This is a genomic window from Vibrio sp. CJQ_6 (genome assembly GCF_043106745.1).
Lineage (GTDB): Bacteria > Pseudomonadota > Gammaproteobacteria > Enterobacterales > Vibrionaceae > Vibrio > Vibrio furnissii.
Genome location: NZ_JBICMV010000028.1, coordinates 45484 through 65368, shown reverse-complemented (window position 1 = coordinate 65368; position 19885 = coordinate 45484). Strand labels below are relative to the sequence as shown.

Sequence of the window (19885 nt, the reverse complement as noted above, 5' to 3'; positions counted from 1 at the left end):
GTGCTCATGCCCCCACCTCCGCTTTCGCTTCGGCTTCTTCACGGGCTTCGATGATTAACTCTGTTAGTTGGCTCTCTACTGCTAGCAATTCCTGCAATGCATTTTCTTCACCTAAATACACACAGGCATTCATCAAATCGGTTCTATTAGCATCTCCATAATTTGTCGCAACGTGGTTAACACGAACATCTAATGCATTTACATGACCAGCAAACTCGACCATGACATGCAACACATCGGTATTCGCCATCGCCAGCGCATTAATGGCGTTCACAATGTCTAACACTTCACGGTTGGTGTTCAGGCCGCTAAATAGCTTTTGCTTTTGCGCCAATGCTTCTGCTGGCAAATCCGCATACCCAATCGTGCCGACATTACGGTTGAGAACTTGGTCTATGAGGTTTCTTGCTTCGGTTAACTTTTGATTGGTATTCATCTCTATGCTCCTACGCTTAGACGAAAAAAAGCCCCCCAATACAGCGGGGGCAAAGGCTGGCTTGGTGATTAATGGGTGTTACTGAATTGGTAGTGCTTGAGGCGACGAACATCGCCGAGCGTGTTGTCAAAGCCCACGATCATTTCCTTTAGGTACTGCATTCCTGAACGGATTTTTTGCAGCTCTAAATCGTCGAACGACTCAAACTCACGTTGGTAATCTTTTGGTGACATACCGCCAGCGATAAGAACTAAGCCGCGGCTTTTGTCTGGCAGCTCATTGAACATCTTTCTCAACTTGCCGCGTGTAGCGGAACCGTTGAAAAGCGCTTTGCACGCGGCAATGCTTTCGTTGGCGTTGGGTGCTTGTTGTAATTGTTCTTGTTGAATAGCTAACTGACTCATTGGTTCTCCTTAGGCTAAACCGGGAATTGGCGCACCGTTGGCGAAGAAATCCAGCCCCATAGACAACATGGGTGTCGCGCCAGTCGTGCGGTTTTCTATATCGTTGATAAGAAGCACAAGGTTGCCGATGCCTGCTTGTGCCTTTTGGATAAGTGATTGTTTATGAGTGCGTGATAGGCGTGGGCCACTGCCGTGTTGCAATGCCCAAGTAGACAGTTCGCCAGCATTGGCACTGTGTTTTAGAAGTCGCTCAACAATGCTTTCCGCTTCTTCTGCGCTTTCTACTGGAGCTGCTACCATATCGAGCCCAAGCAAAAGGCTATTAACGAGCGTGTAGTTACCGCTGATTTTTGAAACCGCAACAACTTCTACTGGCTTGAGTACATGGCGCTGACCTGGGTTTAGCTTGGCGCGAAGCAAGTCTTCGCTCATTCCCATTTCACGTGCGATATGTGCCATGTTCTCAGAACTCGCAAATGAGCAACAAGCCTCGTCAAATGACTTTTGTCTGGACTCGCAAAAAACGGACATTGAGATATTTGCAGTCATAACTAATACTCAAACGAAGAAGAAAGGGACGAAAACGAATGACCAGCCGATAATATTCAGCCAAAGAGGACATTTGTTTGGATAGTTTTCTTCCCAAGACTCACTCTTAGCATTTTGCAGAGTGAGTTTGGTTTTTGGTAGTAGGGCGAAGCTCATACATCTTGCTCCGCTGCGCGTTGGTAAAGCTTGACTAAGTTGATGAGAACGCTGCTGCTTTTACCTTTTTTTTCTAGGACAGGGATTTCGCCAGCAGTGATTGCGCGGTCAAGTGAAGATGAAGACCAACCCGTACGACGAAGAAACTCTTTTTTAGTACAAAAAGGTGCGTCAACAGCTATTTGAATACTTGCCATAAGTGGTATCCTACTTGTTTGAGATAATGATTGATGTGCATAGGTGAGACATGACGACATCAATTACTTTGTATGACGAGATTATTGATCTCATTTGAAAAGAATTCAATAGCAAATAGTCTGACTTAAGTCACATTTATCACAGGCTATTGCCCTATTTGACAAACTCAAATGAACCATTAATAAACTCATTTGAATAAATGGTGATACGTAAATGAGCACATTAAAGGCCAAAGTTCCTGCATATGACTATCTGAAGGGAAAGGAATTTACGGAAAAGCTGAAGGAAGTGACCGATTGTTCTACTTATGAGTTATTAGCAGATTACTTTGGCGTGCCTAGGTCGACTTTTTTTACTTGGCACACACATAATCGCACTGGCTTTGAACTTATAGTTCGTGAACATCTAAAATCTGGTGCATCAGTTCGCTACTTAGCGTTGGGTCAGGGTGAAGCATTTCCAGAAAAGGAAGTGGTAGCACCAACTAATAGCATTGAAAAGTTTGAGATTTCAAATGGACAGCTGGAAAAGGTTGGGACTCTAGAAATAGGTTTATCAACCCTTAATGATTTTGGCCTAGTAAAAGACAACCTAATCATTATTGAACAAGATGGTAGCAACCTATTCATCAATAAATCAGACTCTCAAGCATCTTCTGGTGAGTATCTGATTGATATAGACGGTGTTCTCTCTATAAATCGACTACAAAGGTTGCCAGGCAAAAAATTAGCTATAGCCTTTGACACATCAACGATAGAAGTGTCTGAACAAGACATCAAAGTGCTTGGCCGTGTGGCTTTGGAAATGAGGAAGAAGTAATACGCCGCAGTCACTGTTCACAAATATGCATCATGCTTCATCAATGCGTATCTAAATGTAAGTTTTTTAAGTTAAAATCTAGTTTCATATATAGCTAGAGGTAAACATAAATGACGCAAGACAAACTGTACACATGCAAATCCTGTAAAGAGTCGGTTCAAAAGGATGCGAAGAAATGCCCACACTGTGGTGAAAAGTATCCCACAGTGTCTAATGCCAAAGGCTGCTTGAGTTTAGTTGTTATCGCCTTGCTTGGTGCGGTAACACTATCTATGTGTACAAATGAACAAACCAGCAGTACGTCAGATAACGCCCGAGTGTCATCCGCACAATCCCAACCCAAATGGTATGAGAATGGAGGCCTACACGATAAAGGTGCCTTGGTTTGGCAACAAGCCCCTTACTCACAAAAACTTGCCAGTGCTGCTGATATTTATGCGTTCTTCTATCAACAAAACAAACTGTCCCCTTCTATCGCTTCGAACATTTCAAATGTTGATGACCTTAGACCATATGCTGAAAATCTAGTCGCCTCCCTCGATGAAGCATTCAAGCCAAGACCGACAAAGGAAGAAAACGAAAATATGTTTGCAAACCAAACAGTTTCTGAAACTTCCGTGATACTACTGACAATGCAAGGTCACTTGAAATAATAATGGCATGATTTGGTTAGGAATTTAAAAATGAATAAGGTTGTAAGTACAAAACTAAAATTGGGAATTATTTTACTCCCTATCGTCTTCTCTTGGTTCACGCTAAAGAAAGGATATAGCACTTTAGCTCGGGTAGTTTCATTCTCGTGGCTAGCTCTAACTTTAGTTTTTGCTGTAGCTGGAGATGAACAAGCTGGCGCGTTGATTGGCATTACGGCATTAGGCGCTGTCATATACGCGATTGCCGCTCTTTTAATATTCGTGTTTAAGAAAGCCACACAGCGAAAAGAAAAAATGCTTTCGATCATCAATGATGACGAACAATGGGCTGAATACTGCATCAAGAAAAAACTAACTCCATCTGCTCAAAAGTTCGTTTTAAAAACTTATGGTATTAAAAAAGAACCTGTCGAACTGCCAACTGCTGACATAAAGGTAAAAGTATCGGTTAGCAGCACATCAACATCAGATCACGAACGTGAGTATGAGCGTAAATCGTACGATAGTGTTGATGCATGGGAGCAAGACTGCAAAGTCCTATGGACTGGTACAACTAAAGACATTGAGTTTTCATATTCTAGCTCTTGGTCTAAACCTAAAGAACGCAGAACCTTAACTCCCCAAGAGTTCGGCATTGATGGTAATGGTAGCGGCTACATAAAAGGTATTTGCCATAAATCGAATGAACAGCGCACGTTTAAGCTTTATAACTTTGAAACGAAAATCAAAGTTGGAAGTCAGCGATTTGAGCCTGATGAGTGGGTGGAAAAATACCTCAACTTAGATACTTACGATTTGTACCAAAAGTACGGCGCTAACATTTAGGGTTAGTTTTAAAGTATGTCTGTTCGTAAATTAGAAGATGGCAGCAAAAAGCCATGGCTCTGCGAGTGTTACCCGCAGGGCCGAAACGGAGCCAGAAAACGTAAACGCTTTGCCACCAAAGGCGAGGCGCTGGCTTACGAAAAGTTTCTGATGAAAGAAGTCGATGATAAGCCTTGGCTTGGTGAAAGTAAGGACTTGCGCACACTTCAAGACTTAGTCGAACTCTGGCACAAGCTTCACGGCCAGCACCTGAAATCCGCTGAAAAAGTTTACCCTCGCCTCTGCACCATCGTTGAAGAACTAGGGAATCCGTTTGCAATCAAGTTCACGGCAAAAGACTTTGTTCATTGGCGCTCTAGCCGGAAAGCAAAAAACCGATACGGAGATGAGACGACTGCAGGCAAAGTGATATCTGCGCCTACCAATAATCTCGACTTGAGATATCTGCGTGCGGTTTTCAATGAACTCACTGCCCTTGGCGAGTGGACTCAACCAAACCCACTTGCCAGCGTTAAACAGATCCCTGTAGCTGAATCTGAAATGGGCTTCTTCTCAAATGAAGATATTACTACGCTCTTCGATAGGATCAGCAAAAGTAAACGGGCCAAAGAGTTCGAACTGGTCTGCAAGATTTGCTTATCGACAGGTGCACGAATTTCAGAAGCGAATAACCTCCGTCTTCCACAGATTACGAAATACAAGATCACGTTTCTTGATACCAAGAGCAAAAAGAACCGTACCGTTCCAATCACAGAAAAGCTTTATAACGAGCTGATAGATTTTGAACGAACGGGAGAAAAGGATAAGTTGTTTAAAAACTGCCTTCATGGGATTACATATATAGTGAATCAGACCTTTCCGGACTTACCGGATGGTCAAAGCACCCACGTCTTTCGTCATACCTTCGCAAGTCGGTTTATGGAGGCCGGAGGAAATATTCTCGTACTGCAAAAAATCCTTGGTCACAGTGATATCAAAATGACCATGCGCTATTCCCATTTTTCACCCGATCACCTTATCCAGGCGGCTGAGTTAAACCCCATTTCGAGCTTGGGACTGTAGCCATAATTCCAGAGAGAAATGGCGACAAAATGGCGGCAAATTTTCTTAATATTGATGAATATTGAATAGCATTGACGAAACGGGCATTTTATAAGGCATTGAAATGACACGGGAAGCCTTGATTTTACTGGGTTGCGGGAATAACTATTGATTACACGAAGTAAGTCTCGCTGAATTAAAAAAAGAGCCTGCATTGCAGGCTCTTTTTGTTTTGGGAACAGTTGAGAAGACCGCATCAACTCATGCGATCCGCGGCGTACATTCACTCGCCATCGAGCAAAGAGAAATCGGGGCTCACCACTTCAACGGGCACACCGTTTTGCGCCAAAATCACCGCGCGCGCTTTGGCGTCGGATTGATTAAATTCTTGCATCCACCAGCTCAGTTCAATCGGCAGTGCCAAATCTTTCTTGCTGCCATCGCTGCGCGTCAACGGCTCATGCGCTTCGACAAACACACTGCGGTCGGGCTCCAGCGCCACTTTCACGGGTTCATTAATGATGCGGACTTTCTCCCCCCGTTGCACCTGTTGGAACAGCCATTCGATATCTTTCGGATCCATACGAATGCAGCCGGAACTCACGCGCATGCCGATGCCAAAATCTTTGTTGGTGCCATGAATGAGGTATTCCCCATTGCCATAACCCAAACGCAGCGCGTATTCGCCCAATGGGTTTTCTGGCCCCGCCGGCACCACCGCAGGCAGTTCAATGCCTTTCGCCAAATACTCTTGGCGAATCGATTGCGGCGGCGTCCACGTCGGATTCGGTCGTTTTTGACTGATCACGGTTTCCATTTCTGGCGTATCCCGACCAATGCGGCCAATCCCCACCGGGAAAATATGTACTTTGCGGGTTTCCGGTTCGAAGTAGTACAAACGCAGCTCGGCCAGATTGACGACAATGCCTTCGTACGGCACTTTCGGCAAAATAATCTTCGAGGGGATCATCAAGACAAATCCCTCTTGCGGAAGAAACGGATCCACGCCGCGGTTGGCAGCCATCAAGGCCAAAAAGCCAACATCATACCGTTTGGCAATTTCTGCCAACGTTTCCCCTTTGTCGATCACATGATACTGCGTATTGCCGACCATGCTGCTGCCTTCCATCGGGAAGTCATAAGTGGCGGCCCAGACTTGGCTGGCAAAACTGGCGGCGAACGCCCCCAACACCAATAACTTACGCAACATGCTCCACATCATCCTTCGCTTCTTTATACAAGCGTAAGGTTACTTCCCTTTCTGCTTTGTGATCAACTATCGGCTGCGGATATAACAGAGAGTTAACACCGCTCCAGTTGGACGGGGCATGAATGTGCGCCTCTGGCACCGTGGCCAGTTCTGGCACCCATTGGCGAATGAAACGGCCCTGAGGGTCAAACTTTTCCCCTTGCGTGGTCGGGTTGAAGATACGAAAGTAGGGCTGGCCATCACAACCGGTTGAAGCGCACCACTGCCAGCCACCATTGTTGGCAGCGTAATCGCCATCCACCAAATGCTGCATGAAGTACCGCTCCCCCCAACGCCAGTCGATGTGCAGATCCTTGGTGAGAAAACTCGCCACTATCATGCGCAGGCGATTGTGCATCCAGCCCGTTTGGTTCAATTGGCGCATCGCCGCATCGACAATCGGGTAGCCCGTGTTGCCTTCGCACCAACGGGCAAATTTGGCTTCATCCGTCCACCACGTGAGGCGCGCGCCCCATGCTAGAAAATCTTTGCTCTTGGAGAGCTTGGGTTCGAAGGTCAGCAAGTGCTGATAAAATTCGCGCCAAATCAGCTCACTTAACCAGGTTTGCGCGCCGTCAGACAACGCCCCCATGTCCGATTCCGCATACACACGCGCAATACATTGACGCGGCGACAACGCGCCAATCGCGAGATAAGGCGATAACGAACTGGTGCCGTCCTGCGCCGGAAAGTCACGCTGCTGTTTGTAGTCATCCAGCTGCTCTTGGCAAAATGCGCGCAAGCGGCGGCGAATGGTGTCGAAATCGACCGGCCACGCATCGCTGCTGACACGCGGGTGGGTAAACGGCTGCGCCTCACACCAGAGCAGCGATTGCAACGCCTCGGGAAGCGACCAAGGCTTCGCGGCGCGGCTGGCTTGAATGCGTGGCGGTGAAAATTGGGTCAACCAAGCGCGTTTAAATGGCGTGAACACCTTAAAATAATCGCCCTGCTTATTGCGCACACTCCCCGGCGGCATCACGCATTTATCGTCAAACGACTGCCATTCAATCCCTTGCTGGTGAAGGCGCTCTGCAGCCTGTGCATCGCGCTGCTGCTCATTGAGTTCATAATCGCGATTGGCCAAAACCTGATTGGCATGTAACGCGGTGGCCACTTCGGTCACGGCATCAACCGCCTCGGTAAACGTCGCCACTTCGCGATACAGCAGCGGCACATTCAACGCCGCCAACTCGGTTTGCAAGGCAAATAGACGACGATGAATGAAATCGGCCTGCATCGGCGCCATGTCGTGCTGTTGCCATTGGGTCGGCGTCGCCACAAATAGCGCGCACACCGCCTCATCGCTGGCGAGCGCTTCATTGAGTGCCGTGTTATCCACCGAGCGCAGATCGCGCCGTAGCCACACCAGTTTCATTGCATGCTCCTATGTATTGACCAGCGATTGCAAGACATCCGACAGAAACAGGCGGTCGCCAAATTGCATCGCCAAGCGCTGCTGGGCCTGCATTTGGCTTTCCGCCAACCCGCGATGAGAAAACAGCGCCAGCGCGTTGTAAGCTGCCAAAGCATCGTTGTCGACCAAACCGGTCATGTCTTCAACGCCATCTAAAAACGTCACATTGTAGCCTTGCTCGGCCCACGTCACGGCCCACAACCAAGCCAGCAAACTGCCAGTCGGGTCAAAGCTGACCACCAAGCATTTGCCTTTGTGCGCCGCTTTGTTTTCCGATTCCAAAATGCTGGATAACTTGCTGAGCATGATGCTGTGAAACAGCCCTTTTTGCAGCGACCGCAGCGGCCCTTTGACTTTGTCTAACGCATCCACCACTGGCAGCAGAAACTGGCGTTCCACGTGATTGAGCGGGTATTCCTTCATCACCGTCGCCAGCACACTCTCGGCTTTACCGCGATTCAACTGTGCCAACGCGCTCAACAGTGTTTCACACTCTTCGAGTTCGGTATGCAGTTCTGGGCTTTCCGCGATGTCCCCCCCACTGCCTTGCAACAACTGGCTGACTTTACCGATCGACACCCCTTTCAATAACCAGCTTTGGATCTGGCGAATGGTCTGAATGTCGGCATCGGTGTATAGGCGGTGGCCTTTCGCGGTGCGTTGCGGCTGAACCAGATTGTAACGGCGCTGCCACGCGCGCAGCGTGACCGGTTTGACGCCAGTGATTTCCGAGACTTCGCGAATGGCGTACAACGTTTGCTCACAAGCCATAACGTAATTTCAACTCCTGAGGGTGTGGATCCAGATAACGCTGTTTGCTCAAGTACGCATCGGGATACATCGATAAATAGTGTTTGATGAGTGTCAGCGGCGCGAGTAGAGGCAGCGTTCCGCGTCGATAATCGTGAATCAGTTGCGCCAGCTCCGCTTTTTGTCGGCGGTCGAGCGCGCGCTTAAAGTAGCCCTGCAAATGCATCAACACGTTGGTGTGGTTTTTGCGGCTCGCACGATGGCTGAGCGCCTGCATCAGCCCCAACCGATATTCACGAATAAATTCGTCGGTCTGATAGTGACTGACATTGGCGACCAAACGGCCCAACGCTCGATACGAGAGCGGGTGGTGCGCCATCAAGGATAATTTATAACGGGAGTGAAACTCCACCACCTTTCCAGCACTCGGTTCATCGCCAAGGCAGCGATAAAAATCATCCAAACAGAACACACGGGTGATGAAGTTTTCGCGCAGCACCGGATCATTCAGACGGCCGTCTTCTTCCACCGGCAACCAAGGCATGGCGCGCATTAAGGTTTGGGTGTACAACCCCACGCCCTCTTTTTCAGCGCCATGTTGTTTATACACTTTGACACGCTCCATGCCGCAGGTGGGCGATTTCGCGCAGACGATGTAACCGCGCAGCTGATGCTGTTCAAGTTCCACCACTTTGTGTTCAGAGTACGCCAGCAGCGCATCGGTGTGATCGCGGCTCACGTTGTTGGTCTCGACCAGCGCGATGCGCTCGTCGTTAGACACCAAACGAATGGTCGGGCGCGGCACGGGCAATCCCATCCCCACTTCCGGGCACACCGAGACAAAATCAAAATAGGGCGCCAGCTCTTGTGTGACGAACTGACTTTGCTTGTGCCCGGCATCAAAACGAACTTTCTCTCCCAGAATACAAGCACTGACCCCAACACGAATACTCGCTGATTCCATCTTGGCCTCCAACTTATACAAACGTAAACTTTGTATAAGATATAGCACACACGCCAAGAGTTATACAAACAAAATTCTTGTACAAATAAATCAAACGTTTTCCCGAATCGATTGCCTTACCACTTTCAACACATTTAGTTATCAATAGAGCTTATCAATCACTCTCCGACTCATTTTGTGACAAATCTCTCAAGGAGCCTTGGGGTTACTGGCTAGTATTGCCGCAACAGATGATTCATCAGTCAACAAAAACCGTAATTTGTATCGGTGTATAGGATGACTGACCTACTTTGGAGAGAAACGATGGCTACCCCACACATTAATGCACAACCAGGTGATTTTGCGGATACTGTGCTGATGCCAGGTGACCCACTGCGCGCAAAATTCATTGCGGAAACTTATCTGGAAGACGTACAACAGGTTTGTGACGTTCGCAATATGTTTGGCTACACCGGCACCTACAAAGGCAAAAAGGTGTCAGTGATGGGCCACGGCATGGGCATCCCATCGTGCAGCATCTACGTTCACGAACTGATCGCTGAGTACGGCGTGAAAAACATTATCCGTATCGGTAGCTGCGGCGCAGTACGCGATGACGTCAAACTGATGGACGTGGTGATCGGCATGGGCGCCTCTACGGACTCGAAAGTGAACCGCATCCGTTTCAGCGGCCACGATTTCGCCGCCATTGCGGACTACGATCTGCTGGAAACCGCAGTCAATCAAGCGCGTGCGAAAAATGTACCGATCAAAGTGGGTAATGTATTCTCCGCCGATCTGTTCTACACACCTGAACCAGAAATCTTCGAGAAGATGAAAAACCTTGGCATTTTGGGTGTTGATATGGAAGCGGCTGGTATCTACGGTGTTGCCGCCGACCTCGGCGCACGTGCACTGACCATTCTGACCGTGTCTGACCACATTCTGCGTGGCGAGAAACTGAGCGCAGAAGATCGTCAGAAATCATTCCACGACATGATGCAAGTGGCTCTGGAAACCGCAATCAATATCTAATTTGAAGACTTACACTCCGCAGCCGGATTTAACCGCCGGCTGCCAGAATTACCCCGAGGGGGCGATCGTGTCTAACGACCAATTACCGGCGGATGCTGATGGTTTGCAACTCAACTTTTGTAAAACATTGGCGTGTGACAACTTTGGACTGAGTGACGCAGAACGTTATGTCCTGCAACGCGCAAACCCCAAGCGTCCATCGATGGTTTGTCGTGAATGTGGAGCTTTCCCCCCCTTACTTAACAACCGTGAAGTGCTCAACGAACTTCATCGCCTGCGTCAGCTGCACAGCGAAGGGCTGCCGGCATGTCGCAATGACGACTGCGCCAACGTTGGCTTGTCCGTCCATACCCACAAGCACCTCTATCACGCCTTTGGCTACAGCGGCGACCGCCAACGGTATCGTTGTAAACAGTGTCATGCCACCTTCGTGGACAAATGGTCCGGTGCCAACAAGAAACTCAGCTTTCAAGAGACCTTGCTCGGCCTGCTCTTTATGGGCTACTCCGTGCGCGAGATCTGTCGCAAGCTCAGCATCAATCCCAAAACCTTCTACGATCATGTCGATCACGTTGCCAGTCGATGCCGCCGTAAATTGGCGATGATTGACGCGCGCTGGGTCAACCATGCCGAATCTTTCCAGTTCGCCTCCCGTTACATGCCCCTGCAACCACAAAGCAACAACGGCGTGTTGTGGATTGCAACCGGCGATGCGCGAACCGGTTACATTTTGTGCCAGCACGTCAATTACTCAGCGCAAGAAGAGCCTGCGGGCAGCGTCGATCACAATCCGTATGGCTTTCCAGCTCGTTTTGTGTCTCGTGAACACTCTTCAGAAGCCAATCAGCCGATTCCTGATCCGTCACCGATTCTGCGTGAACGCATCGACCAGAAATATCAAACCATTCTGGCGCGCGGTAACGTCGAGGATCCGATGGGCAATCTGACCGTGTTCCATTACCCATCCAAAGGGGCGTTGATTCGACCACCGTACACCTCCTACGCTCATTACTTGCATGTGCTGGATATGTGCGAAGCAAGCAAACGGGTGTCGATTTTCATGCCTCAAGATCCGGTGTTGCGTTCAGCCGCACTGAGCGTGTGCCTGTCGCGCATTCGCGACAACAACGTCGATTTGATGTACGTGGAAGAAGACCACGGTTGGCAGCCGATGGGCGAGTTCAACAAAACCAATATCGTACTGATGGGGTGGTGGCGCGATCGCTGGGCCATTGCCAGCCAAGCGAACGGTGACAAAGGCATTTGCTACCTAGCCGGCGACAATGGTGAGCCGCAGCAGTGGCTGCAATCGGCTTCGATTCGTCAAATCGAGTTCTATCAGCAACGGTTTCAACTGCTGTTTGAATCCTTCATCAATGAACCGCGTCGAAAACTGCGTCCGGGCGGGCTGCAACCGTTACTGGATATTTTCCGTGCGTGGCACAATCTGTGTTATCAGGATAAACATGGCTTTACAGCGGCGCAAAACCTTGGGCTAACTCAACACCCATTAACATTAAAAGAGCTTTTATCCTAAACACTTGAAAGATTTGCCTTACAAAAAATGTGAACTAAGGTCAATAAATGTGCCGATAGCTAGTCAATCGGCTCAATTTATTGCTGTAATGAGTGCGAAAACCGAACGGCTCCATATAATGAAGCTGTCATTCAGAGCCGCAAAGCCAAGGATCATGCAGTTTGGATAAAAGCCAGTACCTACTTAAACTTGAAATTGACCAACTTCGGCACCGCATCGAGTCTGAACCGCAGCAAGTGCTAGCGGTGGCGGAGCAATGCTTAACGCGGGCCAAACAAATCGAGTTTTCTGACGGTATTCTGCAATCGCTGATCATCATGTCACGCTGTCTGTGGTGTGATATGGATTACCGCGCTGGCCTCAAAACCATCAAACAAGCCTTTACCTACCAAAACAGCCTCGAAACCGACGATTACCTGCCGGAAATTCTTCATGTACATGCTCTGCATTTTTGGGGGCAAGCCAAGTATTATTCTGCGCAGCAATTCTGGATCAATGCACTGGAACAAGCCGCGTTGGTGGAAGAAAACGAAATTCTGATCGAATGTTTGATTGGTCTTGGTAACGTGTGGCGCATCACCAACGAACACAAACTGGCGGGTGCGACTCACGAGCTGGCGGTGAAAGTGGCCAATAACACGCGCATTCACTGGCTGGAAGGCAAAGCGCGAATTTTGTGGGCATGGGATCTCTACCTGCTCAACCAATACGTTGAAATGCTCACGGTACTTGATGGGGCCGAAGAAGCGTTACGCGGCCATCCCGATCGCACTTGGCAAGCCGAAGTGTGGGATTTTCGCGGCCTTGCACTGCTGGGGTTAGAGCGCCTCAGCGATGCGGAAGAAGCCACCCAGCGCGCGCACGAGTTGGCGGTGAAACACGATTTGGTGTGGATGAAAGCCCACTCATTTATCAGCCGAGCACGGCTGGAACTGCTGCGCAAAAACCTCGATCACGCGACCGAACTGCTGCAACTCGCTGAAGCCTCTGCCGACAAGTTTGATAATGGCGAATTGCTATCGCAAATTTGCTACCAACAATCACGCGTGGCAGAAGAACAAGGGGATTTTCGCGCGGCGCTGGCCGCCTTTCGCAAATACCGCCAATTTTCGACCGCCATGCTACGTGAACAAACCATTCGTGCCGGTTTGGATAAAGCCCGAGCGTCAAAGCGCCAACTGGAACAACGTGCCCGTAAGCTGATCAACCGCGTTCGCGCGCAACACGAATACGATCCGGAAAAGCACCTGTCGAATGTGGTGTCTGAAACCTATTGGTGGGAACAAATGGTGCAGTTTAAAGCCGAGCTGCAACACGCCACCCATTCCGTGATTGTCATTCAGCACCATGACGCCCACTTTCTCGATGTCTGTACCGAGCTAGTGCATTCGCTGTGCGCGTCCCAAGATTTACTCTCTCGCCTCAGCAGCCAACGTTTGGGGCTGCTGCTGGCCGAAAAAGACGACGCAGCCCAGCAGGTCTATCAAACGCTACTCAACATGCTCGCGATTTATCCGTGGCAACGCAAAGGGCTGAGCGGCGAACAGCCCATCGTGACGCTGCACAGTATTCTGAGTTTCCCGTTTACCCTCGAACAACTCGAAGAGATGTCACCACAGGAAGAGTCGTATGGAAGCTCTACTCAATAAGATTCAAGATGCCGGGCTTGATGCCACGTCCGTGTCCGGTGAAGAAGCGATTATTTTCTGGGATCATGTCCGCCAGCACGTGGCTTCAACCGCGGAAGAAAAAGCGCTCAGCCTTACGTTCAGTGCGGAATACCGCGCCGAACTGAACCAACTGTCAACCAGTATCGAAGAGCTGCGCGCGGCGCTGCAACTGCTGCTTGGCAGTACATCTTATGAACTGATTCTGTCGTTGAAAAACAGCCTCAGCGAACGCTTGATGGAGCAAGGCGACTACAACGCAGCGCTCACTGAATACATTTCAGCGTCAAACATTGCAGTCGAACAAGGCTACATCGATGATTACGTGCTGGCCGTGCTTGGCATGGGTAACTTGTGTGACGCTTATGGCGATCACAATCGCGCCCTGCGCTACTACCAAAAAATCGACAGCATCGATCACGCCATCTCCAGTCGTTCACTGCGCCTGCGCTACAAACTTTACATGCTCGCCTGCTATCTGCACCTGCGCCGCTTTACCGCGGCCAACGATTTGGTCAAAGAGTGCGAAGAGCTGAGTATTTTGGTCAGCGACAAAACCTTGACCGGGCAAATTCTGCTTTATCAAGCCAAGCTCTACCGTGAACAAGGCAAGCTAGAACAAGCGCTGTCGATGTTAGGCAACGTGCAATTTACACTGGGGAATGTGCACTCAAGCTGGCTGTCGAACATGATTCGCATCGAAAAAGCCTACTGCTTAATCGCGCTCAACAAGCCGCATTTTTCCAACTTCATTCTGGAGTCGACCGAAAAGCGTTTACCGAAGTTGGTCGCGCCGATGTTGGAAAAGCATCTGTACGAAGCGTTCAGCGATGTGTGTGAACGCCAAGGCTTGTATCGCACCGCGCTGAACTACGAAAAGAAAGGCTTTCGCATTGAATCGGATTTGATGAAACGAATTCCGATCAGCGAGCTGGGTGCGACTCAGTTACGCCGGCTGGCACGCTTTGAGCTGCAATTGAAACTGATCTTGTCGGAGCTGGAAAATCGCGAGCTCAAAGAAACCACCGAGAATCAAAAGAACACCGTGGCGCAGTTACAGCAAGATGTGTTCACTGACCCACTCACCAAGCTGCACAACCGCCGCTGGTTGGATGTCAAACTCAAAGATTTGCTGCTAAATGAAACATCATTCGCGTTTCTGGTGGTGGACATCGACCACTTTAAATCCATCAACGATGAACTAAGCCATCTGGTCGGCGACAAAGCGATCGTCAATGTGTCCAACGAGATTGCCCGTTACTTCCGTTTTCGCGGCACGTCCTGCGTTCGCTTTGGCGGTGAAGAGTTCTTGGTGATTTTAGAACATGCCACGCTCGAGCAAGCCGCAACGCACGCCGACGCCTTCCGTGAGCGTATCTACCAATTCGATTGGCAAGACATTCTCGGCGAACGCGGCCTCACTGTGAGTGTGGGCGTCACACTGCATCGCGATGGCGAAAATACGCAGCGTACCTTCTACCGCGCCGATAAAGCGCTCTACCGAGCCAAAGCCAACGGCCGCAATCAGGTCTGTACCGAATAACCCTTCGTCCCTTGCCAAGAGCAGCACAGCCTTAATGTGCTGCTTTAATGTGCCGCGCCACAAAACGTGATCCACGGCCAAAATCACGGCCAATCTCCTCTCCTCAAGTGCATTATATTCCGAGGAGTAATGGAAACTTGTTTAATATAAATAAAGCGTTATGTAAAAACTAACGCCAAATCACTTCACTTGGTTACAAGGACTTCACCATGTTTTTAGATTATTTTGCCCTCGGGTTATTGATCTTTGTTGCCTTGGTTATCTTCTACAGCATCATTGTCATTCATGACATTCCGTATGAGATCGCCAAAGAACGAGGCCACCCCCACCAAGACGCCATTCATGTGTCCGGCTGGGTAAGCCTGTTCACGCTGCACGTGTTATGGCCGTTCTTATGGATTTGGGCCACGTTATGGCGCAAAGACCGCGGCTGGGGGTTTGCCCAATTACAAGAAGAGCAGCACGACATTCATCACCGCGTTGATGAACTGATTGATGAAATCAACACGCTCAAAGCCGAAGTGGCAGCGCTCAAACAATCCGCGCCAACAGCCGCCAAAGCCGAACCCAATGAGGAGCAACGCTGATGGATCTGTTACTCATTTTGACCTACACCGCCCTGTGTGTGGCGATCTTTAAAATTTTTAAGATTCCCCTCAACAAATGGACTGTCCCCACAGCGGTACTCGGTGGTGTGGTGCTGATCGGCACCCTGATTTTACTGATGAACTACAACCACCCCTTCACCGCCATTGGTGGTCAGGTGTACAACACCACGCCGATTGTTTCGAGTGTGCGCGGCAAAGTGATTGAGGTCGACGTGGAACCCAACACGCCACTGCGCAAAGGCGACATTTTGTTCAAAATCGATCCCATTCCGTTTGAAGCCGCCGTCATTCAGAAACAATCAGCGCTCGCCGCCGCAGAACAAGATGTGTTGAGACTGGAAGCGGAATACAAACAAGCCACCGCTGCCACAGTCAAAGCGCAGGCTGAACGTGATAAAGCGCAGCGCGAGTTCGCACGTTACGAAAAGGGCTTTAAACGCGGTGCATTTACCGCGCAACAAGTCGACACCACCCGCCAAGCGTACAAAGGGGCGCAAGCCGGTTATGAGGCGGCTCAAGCATTTGAAAACGAAGCCAAGCTGGCCTTTGAATCGCAAATTGATGGGGAAAACACCACCGTCGCGCACATTCGAGCAGAGTTGGTTCAAGCGGAGTTTAATCTGAGCGAAACCGTGGTTCGTGCCCCAACCGATGGCTATGTGACCCAACTGGCGCTTCGCCCGGGCATGATGGCAGTGCCGCTGCCATTGGCACCGGTGATGACCTTCATTCATACCGAAGAAAAGTTCTACGTCGGCGCTTTCCGCCAAAACTCGCTGCAACGCTTGTACCCGGGGTTTGACGCAGAGTTTTTGTTCCGCGCACTGCCGGGCAAAGTGTTCAAAGGAGAAGTGGTCGAAGTGATTCCGGCCATCGCAGAAGGCCAGATTCAGGCCCGTGGTTCACTCCTAGGGACACAAGCACTCAATACGCAGGGGCGCGTCTTGGTGAAACTGCGCATCACCGATGACATGAGTGAATACCATCTCCCACTCGGCACCAACGCAGAAATTGCCGTTTACTCGGATACCTTTGAGCACATCTCCGTCATGCGCAAAGTGTTAATTCGCATGAAAAGCTGGCAAAACTACCTGTATCTGGATCATTAGTCCTGACGAAAAAAACCGCCGAACTTCGGCGGTTTTTGATTGCGCGAGGCTTCAACTCCAGCGCAACACGCGCACTTCATTGCCTTCTTCAGGTTGCCTTGGAATGTTGAGCGACAGCAGCAGCGACACGCCCGCCATACCCGCCCCGATATAAAACACCGCAGCAGGCGACACCAACCAAAGCAGACCGAAACTCACAGGGATCACCACCGCCGCAATGTGGTTGATGGTAAACGCCACACCCGCGGTCGAGGCCATATCAGCCGGATCGGCAATCTTTTGGAAGTAGGTTTTGATCGCCAACGCCAAAGCAAAAAATAGATGATCGACCACATACAGCCCGGCAGCCCAATGGGCATCGGTCACCAAACCGTAGCCAACAAACACAAAAATCAGCCCCACATACTCAAACATCAATGCTTTGCGCTCGCCCACCACGCCAATGAAACGGCCAATGCGTTTGGCAAACAAGAAGTTGAATACGTAGTTAATCAGAAACAGTAAGGTGATGTCGGCCGCTGAATAGCCAAACTTTTCTACCATCAGAAACCCAGCAAAAACCGTGAAAATCTGGCGGCGAGCCCCACTCATGAAGGTCAACGCATAGTAAAGCCAGTAACGTTTTCTCAGCACCAGTTTCTTATTTTGCGGCGTTTCTGATTTGAACTCTGGAAACGCAAACGCCAGCAAGACCACCAGCGCGAACGCCACGCCCCCTGAGATGCCGTAAACCCATTGAAAACTGAGATGCAATTGCTCCAGCATGATCCACAGCGCGCCATACGTCAGCAACGACGCCAAAGCCCCCACGGAGATCAGCTTGCCCAGCATCTCCGGCGCTTCTTCTTTTTTCAGCCATTGCAATGACAAAGATTGCTTGAGCGTTTCAAAGTAGTGAAACCCCGTCGACATCAACAGCGTGGTGAGCAGCAAGCCAACCAATGAGGGGAAAAAGCCGGTGATCGCCGTGCCAATCGTGAGCATGCCCAGCGCAAGCACCAAGAAGCGTTGCTCACGAATAAACAACAGCACAAACACTGCGGTAAACGACAAAAAGCCTGGGATTTCCCGCACGCTTTGCAGCAACCCAATATCCGCACCGTCAAAATGCGCTTTCTCGATCACGAAATTGTTGAGCAGTGCCATCCAGCTTGAAAATGCAATTGGCACAATAATGGAAATGATCAGCAGAAAGTTTTGCGGCGTACGCCAGTTCTTTGCTTCCATGAGAATTATTATCATCCTTGTTCATCAGAACGCCAGTTTACCCAAACTTAGGTCCGGTGTAACCTTTTGTAACACATCCCGCTTTTCCAACCTATCGTCTGCACGGCAGCATAGGCTGGATGAGTCAACCCCGAGGTTTTTATGCAGGTTCGTTTCGCCACCGCCAATTTATTCAACTACCTTGCACCGCCGAACGCGTTTTATGAGTTCAACAACATTTATGAGCAGACGCAATGGCAACAAAAACAGCGCTGGCTGAGCCAAAAACTGACCGCACTAAACGCCGATGTCATCGGCTTTCAAGAAGTGTTCAGTCCGCACGCCTTGCGCGATCAAGTGGCGGCGCTGGGCTACCCCTATTTCGAGGTCATCGACACGCCACACGTCAGTGACGACTACATCTATTCCTCGCCGGTGGTGGGCATTGCATCGCGCTTTCCACTCAGCGAGGTGGCCGCCGTCGAGACATCGCTGGACGGGTTTCATTTTCATCGCAAACCACTGCGTGCAACGCTCAATCATCCTGCACTGGGGCAGGTGGATGTGTATGTGGTGCACTTTAAGTCGCAGCGTCCGATGCTTCATGAACCGATCGGCGACACCTTGGTCGATGCGTGGCAGCAGGAATTGCAGGGGCGCTGGCAATCGGCAATGCAACGAGGTCAGGAAGCGCATTTGCTGCATCAGGCCATCGTCCAGCGCAAACAGCAACGTCAACATCCAGTCGTCTTGATGGGCGATTTCAATCAGGTTTTGAGCAGCATGGAGTTTGCCGCGCTGCGTGCCACGCACCGTTTTCGTCAACCGGAAACCTGTCGTCCTCTGATTCCTTATCATCTGTTGGACAGCTGGACGCTGTTTAGCCACAGTGGCGACGACCAGCGCCAACCGACCCACTACACTGGCGCTGCCGGCCAAGTGTTGGACTACATTTTGCTGTCGAGCGAGTTTAGTTGCGACGCTGATTACCCCGTCGCCCTCGTGAGCGATTACCATGTTGAAGACCAACACCTGATCAACCCCCATTTCGACACCGACCGTTTTGCCAGCGATCACGCGTTGGTCTCGGTCACAGTCGAATGTGCCAAATCACTCGACCATCTCTCCTGAATAATGACCCTGAATCGCGATCCTGAATATCACGCCTGAAGCTCATTCCCTGCTTTTCATTTGTTCATGAAATAGTTAGATTGATTAAAAAATAACGGATAAAAAGAAGGACAGCATGGAGATTTTAATCAGACCCACAGAAGTCAGTGACGCACGCGCTTTATGCGATATTTACGCCCAACCCAAAGCACAGCGCGAAACCTTGCAATTGCCGCACCCAACCGTCGCGATGTGGCAAAAACGACTGGAAACCATGCCAGAAGGTGTCTTTAGTTTTGTCGCGGAAGTCGATGGCCGTGTGGTCGGCAACATCGGCATGCAAGTCTCGCAACGGGAAAGAACCGCACACTGCGCCAGTTTTGGTATTGGCGTACATGATGAATTTCACGGCCACGGCATTGGCAGCAAGCTGATTGAGACCGTGCTGAACCTCGCCGACAACTGGCTCAACATCAAACGCGTGCAAATCGAAGTCAACAGTGACAACGCCAAAGCGATCGCCTGTTACAAAAAATTTGGCTTTGAAATTGAAGGGGAAGCCAAGTATTCGGTGTTTCGCGAGGGCGAATTCATCAGCACCTACTACATGGCTCGCATAAACGCGTAATC

General features: G+C 50.0%; 21 protein-coding genes. 12 read left to right on the top strand and 9 right to left on the bottom strand.

The window, feature by feature from the left end:
- Nucleotides 1-4 precede the first annotated feature (4 nt).
- From ACF8PK_RS15075 to ACF8PK_RS15060, 4 genes are all read right to left on the bottom strand, one after another.
- Nucleotides 5-436, bottom strand: coding sequence for a hypothetical protein (locus ACF8PK_RS15075; RefSeq protein WP_392442090.1), 432 nt, complete (start codon nt 434-436; stop codon nt 5-7).
- Between the two features lie 68 nt (nt 437-504).
- A complete protein-coding gene (locus ACF8PK_RS15070) occupies nt 505-840 on the bottom strand; it encodes a hypothetical protein (RefSeq protein WP_025587973.1) in 336 nt (111 codons plus the stop codon).
- 9 nt (nt 841-849) lie between these two features.
- On the bottom strand, nt 850-1389 hold the full coding sequence (locus ACF8PK_RS15065; protein WP_392442087.1) for a phage regulatory CII family protein: 540 nt from the start codon (nt 1387-1389) through the stop codon (nt 850-852).
- 152 nt (nt 1390-1541) lie between these two features.
- A complete protein-coding gene (locus ACF8PK_RS15060) occupies nt 1542-1742 on the bottom strand; it encodes a Rha family transcriptional regulator (RefSeq protein WP_392442085.1) in 201 nt (66 codons plus the stop codon).
- 214 nt (nt 1743-1956) lie between these two features.
- Here ACF8PK_RS15060 and ACF8PK_RS15055 point away from each other — a divergent pair, with 214 nt between their 5' ends.
- The 4 genes from ACF8PK_RS15055 (at nt 1957) to ACF8PK_RS15040 (ending at nt 5102) form a co-directional block, all read left to right on the top strand.
- Nucleotides 1957-2562 (top strand): helix-turn-helix domain-containing protein, encoded by a 606-nt coding sequence (locus tag ACF8PK_RS15055; protein WP_392442082.1) that lies wholly within the window; start codon nt 1957-1959, stop codon nt 2560-2562.
- Nucleotides 2563-2672: 110 nt separating this feature from the next.
- Complete coding sequence (locus ACF8PK_RS15050) at nt 2673-3215, top strand: hypothetical protein (RefSeq protein WP_392442079.1); 543 nt, start codon at nt 2673-2675, stop codon at nt 3213-3215.
- Between the two features lie 30 nt (nt 3216-3245).
- Nucleotides 3246-4040: a hypothetical protein gene (locus ACF8PK_RS15045; protein ID WP_392442076.1), complete on the top strand. Its 795-nt coding sequence runs from the start codon at nt 3246-3248 to the stop codon at nt 4038-4040.
- Nucleotides 4041-4055: 15 nt separating this feature from the next.
- Nucleotides 4056-5102, top strand: coding sequence for a tyrosine-type recombinase/integrase (locus tag ACF8PK_RS15040; protein ID WP_392442073.1), 1047 nt, complete (start codon nt 4056-4058; stop codon nt 5100-5102).
- A gap of 262 nt (nt 5103-5364) precedes the next feature.
- Here the strand turns inward: ACF8PK_RS15040 and ACF8PK_RS15035 are convergent, their stop codons facing one another.
- The 4 genes from ACF8PK_RS15035 to ACF8PK_RS15020 are packed head-to-tail and all read right to left on the bottom strand — an operon-like array spanning nt 5365 to nt 9461.
- Nucleotides 5365-6291, bottom strand: a complete 927-nt coding sequence (locus ACF8PK_RS15035; protein WP_004727311.1) for a L,D-transpeptidase family protein — start codon at nt 6289-6291, stop codon at nt 5365-5367.
- On the bottom strand, nt 6281-7708 hold the full coding sequence (gene phrB, locus ACF8PK_RS15030; protein ID WP_392442072.1) for a deoxyribodipyrimidine photo-lyase: 1428 nt from the start codon (nt 7706-7708) through the stop codon (nt 6281-6283). The genes ACF8PK_RS15035 and phrB overlap by 11 nt, the downstream gene beginning before the upstream one ends.
- A 9-nt stretch (nt 7709-7717) precedes the next feature.
- Nucleotides 7718-8518 (bottom strand): MerR family transcriptional regulator, encoded by an 801-nt coding sequence (locus tag ACF8PK_RS15025; protein WP_004727313.1) that lies wholly within the window; start codon nt 8516-8518, stop codon nt 7718-7720.
- Nucleotides 8508-9461 carry a DUF523 and DUF1722 domain-containing protein gene (locus tag ACF8PK_RS15020; protein ID WP_004727314.1) on the bottom strand — a complete coding sequence of 318 codons (954 nt, stop codon included), beginning with the start codon at nt 9459-9461 and terminating at the stop codon, nt 8508-8510. The genes ACF8PK_RS15025 and ACF8PK_RS15020 overlap by 11 nt, the downstream gene beginning before the upstream one ends.
- A gap of 303 nt (nt 9462-9764) precedes the next feature.
- Between ACF8PK_RS15020 and deoD the strand changes: the two genes are divergently transcribed.
- The 6 genes from deoD (at nt 9765) to ACF8PK_RS14990 (ending at nt 16939) form a co-directional block, all read left to right on the top strand.
- The gene (deoD, locus tag ACF8PK_RS15015; RefSeq protein WP_004727315.1) at nt 9765-10475 is read left to right on the top strand and encodes a purine-nucleoside phosphorylase; all 711 of its coding nucleotides are present in this window, start codon (nt 9765-9767) and stop codon (nt 10473-10475) included.
- Nucleotide 10476: 1 nt separating this feature from the next.
- A complete protein-coding gene (locus ACF8PK_RS15010; RefSeq protein WP_195723416.1) occupies nt 10477-12012 on the top strand; it encodes an IS1 family transposase in 1536 nt (511 codons plus the stop codon).
- 161 nt (nt 12013-12173) lie between these two features.
- On the top strand, nt 12174-13661 hold the full coding sequence (locus ACF8PK_RS15005) for a hypothetical protein (protein WP_004727317.1): 1488 nt from the start codon (nt 12174-12176) through the stop codon (nt 13659-13661).
- Nucleotides 13642-15222, top strand: coding sequence for a diguanylate cyclase (locus ACF8PK_RS15000; protein WP_172562731.1), 1581 nt, complete (start codon nt 13642-13644; stop codon nt 15220-15222). The genes ACF8PK_RS15005 and ACF8PK_RS15000 overlap by 20 nt, the downstream gene beginning before the upstream one ends.
- A 209-nt stretch (nt 15223-15431) precedes the next feature.
- A complete protein-coding gene (locus ACF8PK_RS14995) occupies nt 15432-15809 on the top strand; it encodes a DUF3302 domain-containing protein (RefSeq protein ID WP_014257914.1) in 378 nt (125 codons plus the stop codon).
- On the top strand, nt 15809-16939 hold the full coding sequence (locus ACF8PK_RS14990; protein ID WP_392442069.1) for an HlyD family secretion protein: 1131 nt from the start codon (nt 15809-15811) through the stop codon (nt 16937-16939). Before ACF8PK_RS14995 ends, ACF8PK_RS14990 begins: the two co-directional genes overlap by 1 nt.
- A gap of 51 nt (nt 16940-16990) precedes the next feature.
- Here the strand turns inward: ACF8PK_RS14990 and ACF8PK_RS14985 are convergent, their stop codons facing one another.
- Nucleotides 16991-18166, bottom strand: coding sequence for an MFS transporter (locus tag ACF8PK_RS14985; protein ID WP_392442067.1), 1176 nt, complete (start codon nt 18164-18166; stop codon nt 16991-16993).
- A 141-nt stretch (nt 18167-18307) separates the two neighbouring features.
- Here ACF8PK_RS14985 and ACF8PK_RS14980 point away from each other — a divergent pair, with 141 nt between their 5' ends.
- Nucleotides 18308-19276 (top strand): endonuclease/exonuclease/phosphatase family protein, encoded by a 969-nt coding sequence (locus tag ACF8PK_RS14980; protein ID WP_392442065.1) that lies wholly within the window; start codon nt 18308-18310, stop codon nt 19274-19276.
- Nucleotides 19277-19391: 115 nt separating this feature from the next.
- Nucleotides 19392-19883 carry a GNAT family N-acetyltransferase gene (locus ACF8PK_RS14975; protein ID WP_014257911.1) on the top strand — a complete coding sequence of 164 codons (492 nt, stop codon included), beginning with the start codon at nt 19392-19394 and terminating at the stop codon, nt 19881-19883.
- The last annotated feature ends 2 nt before the right edge of the window (nt 19884-19885 follow it).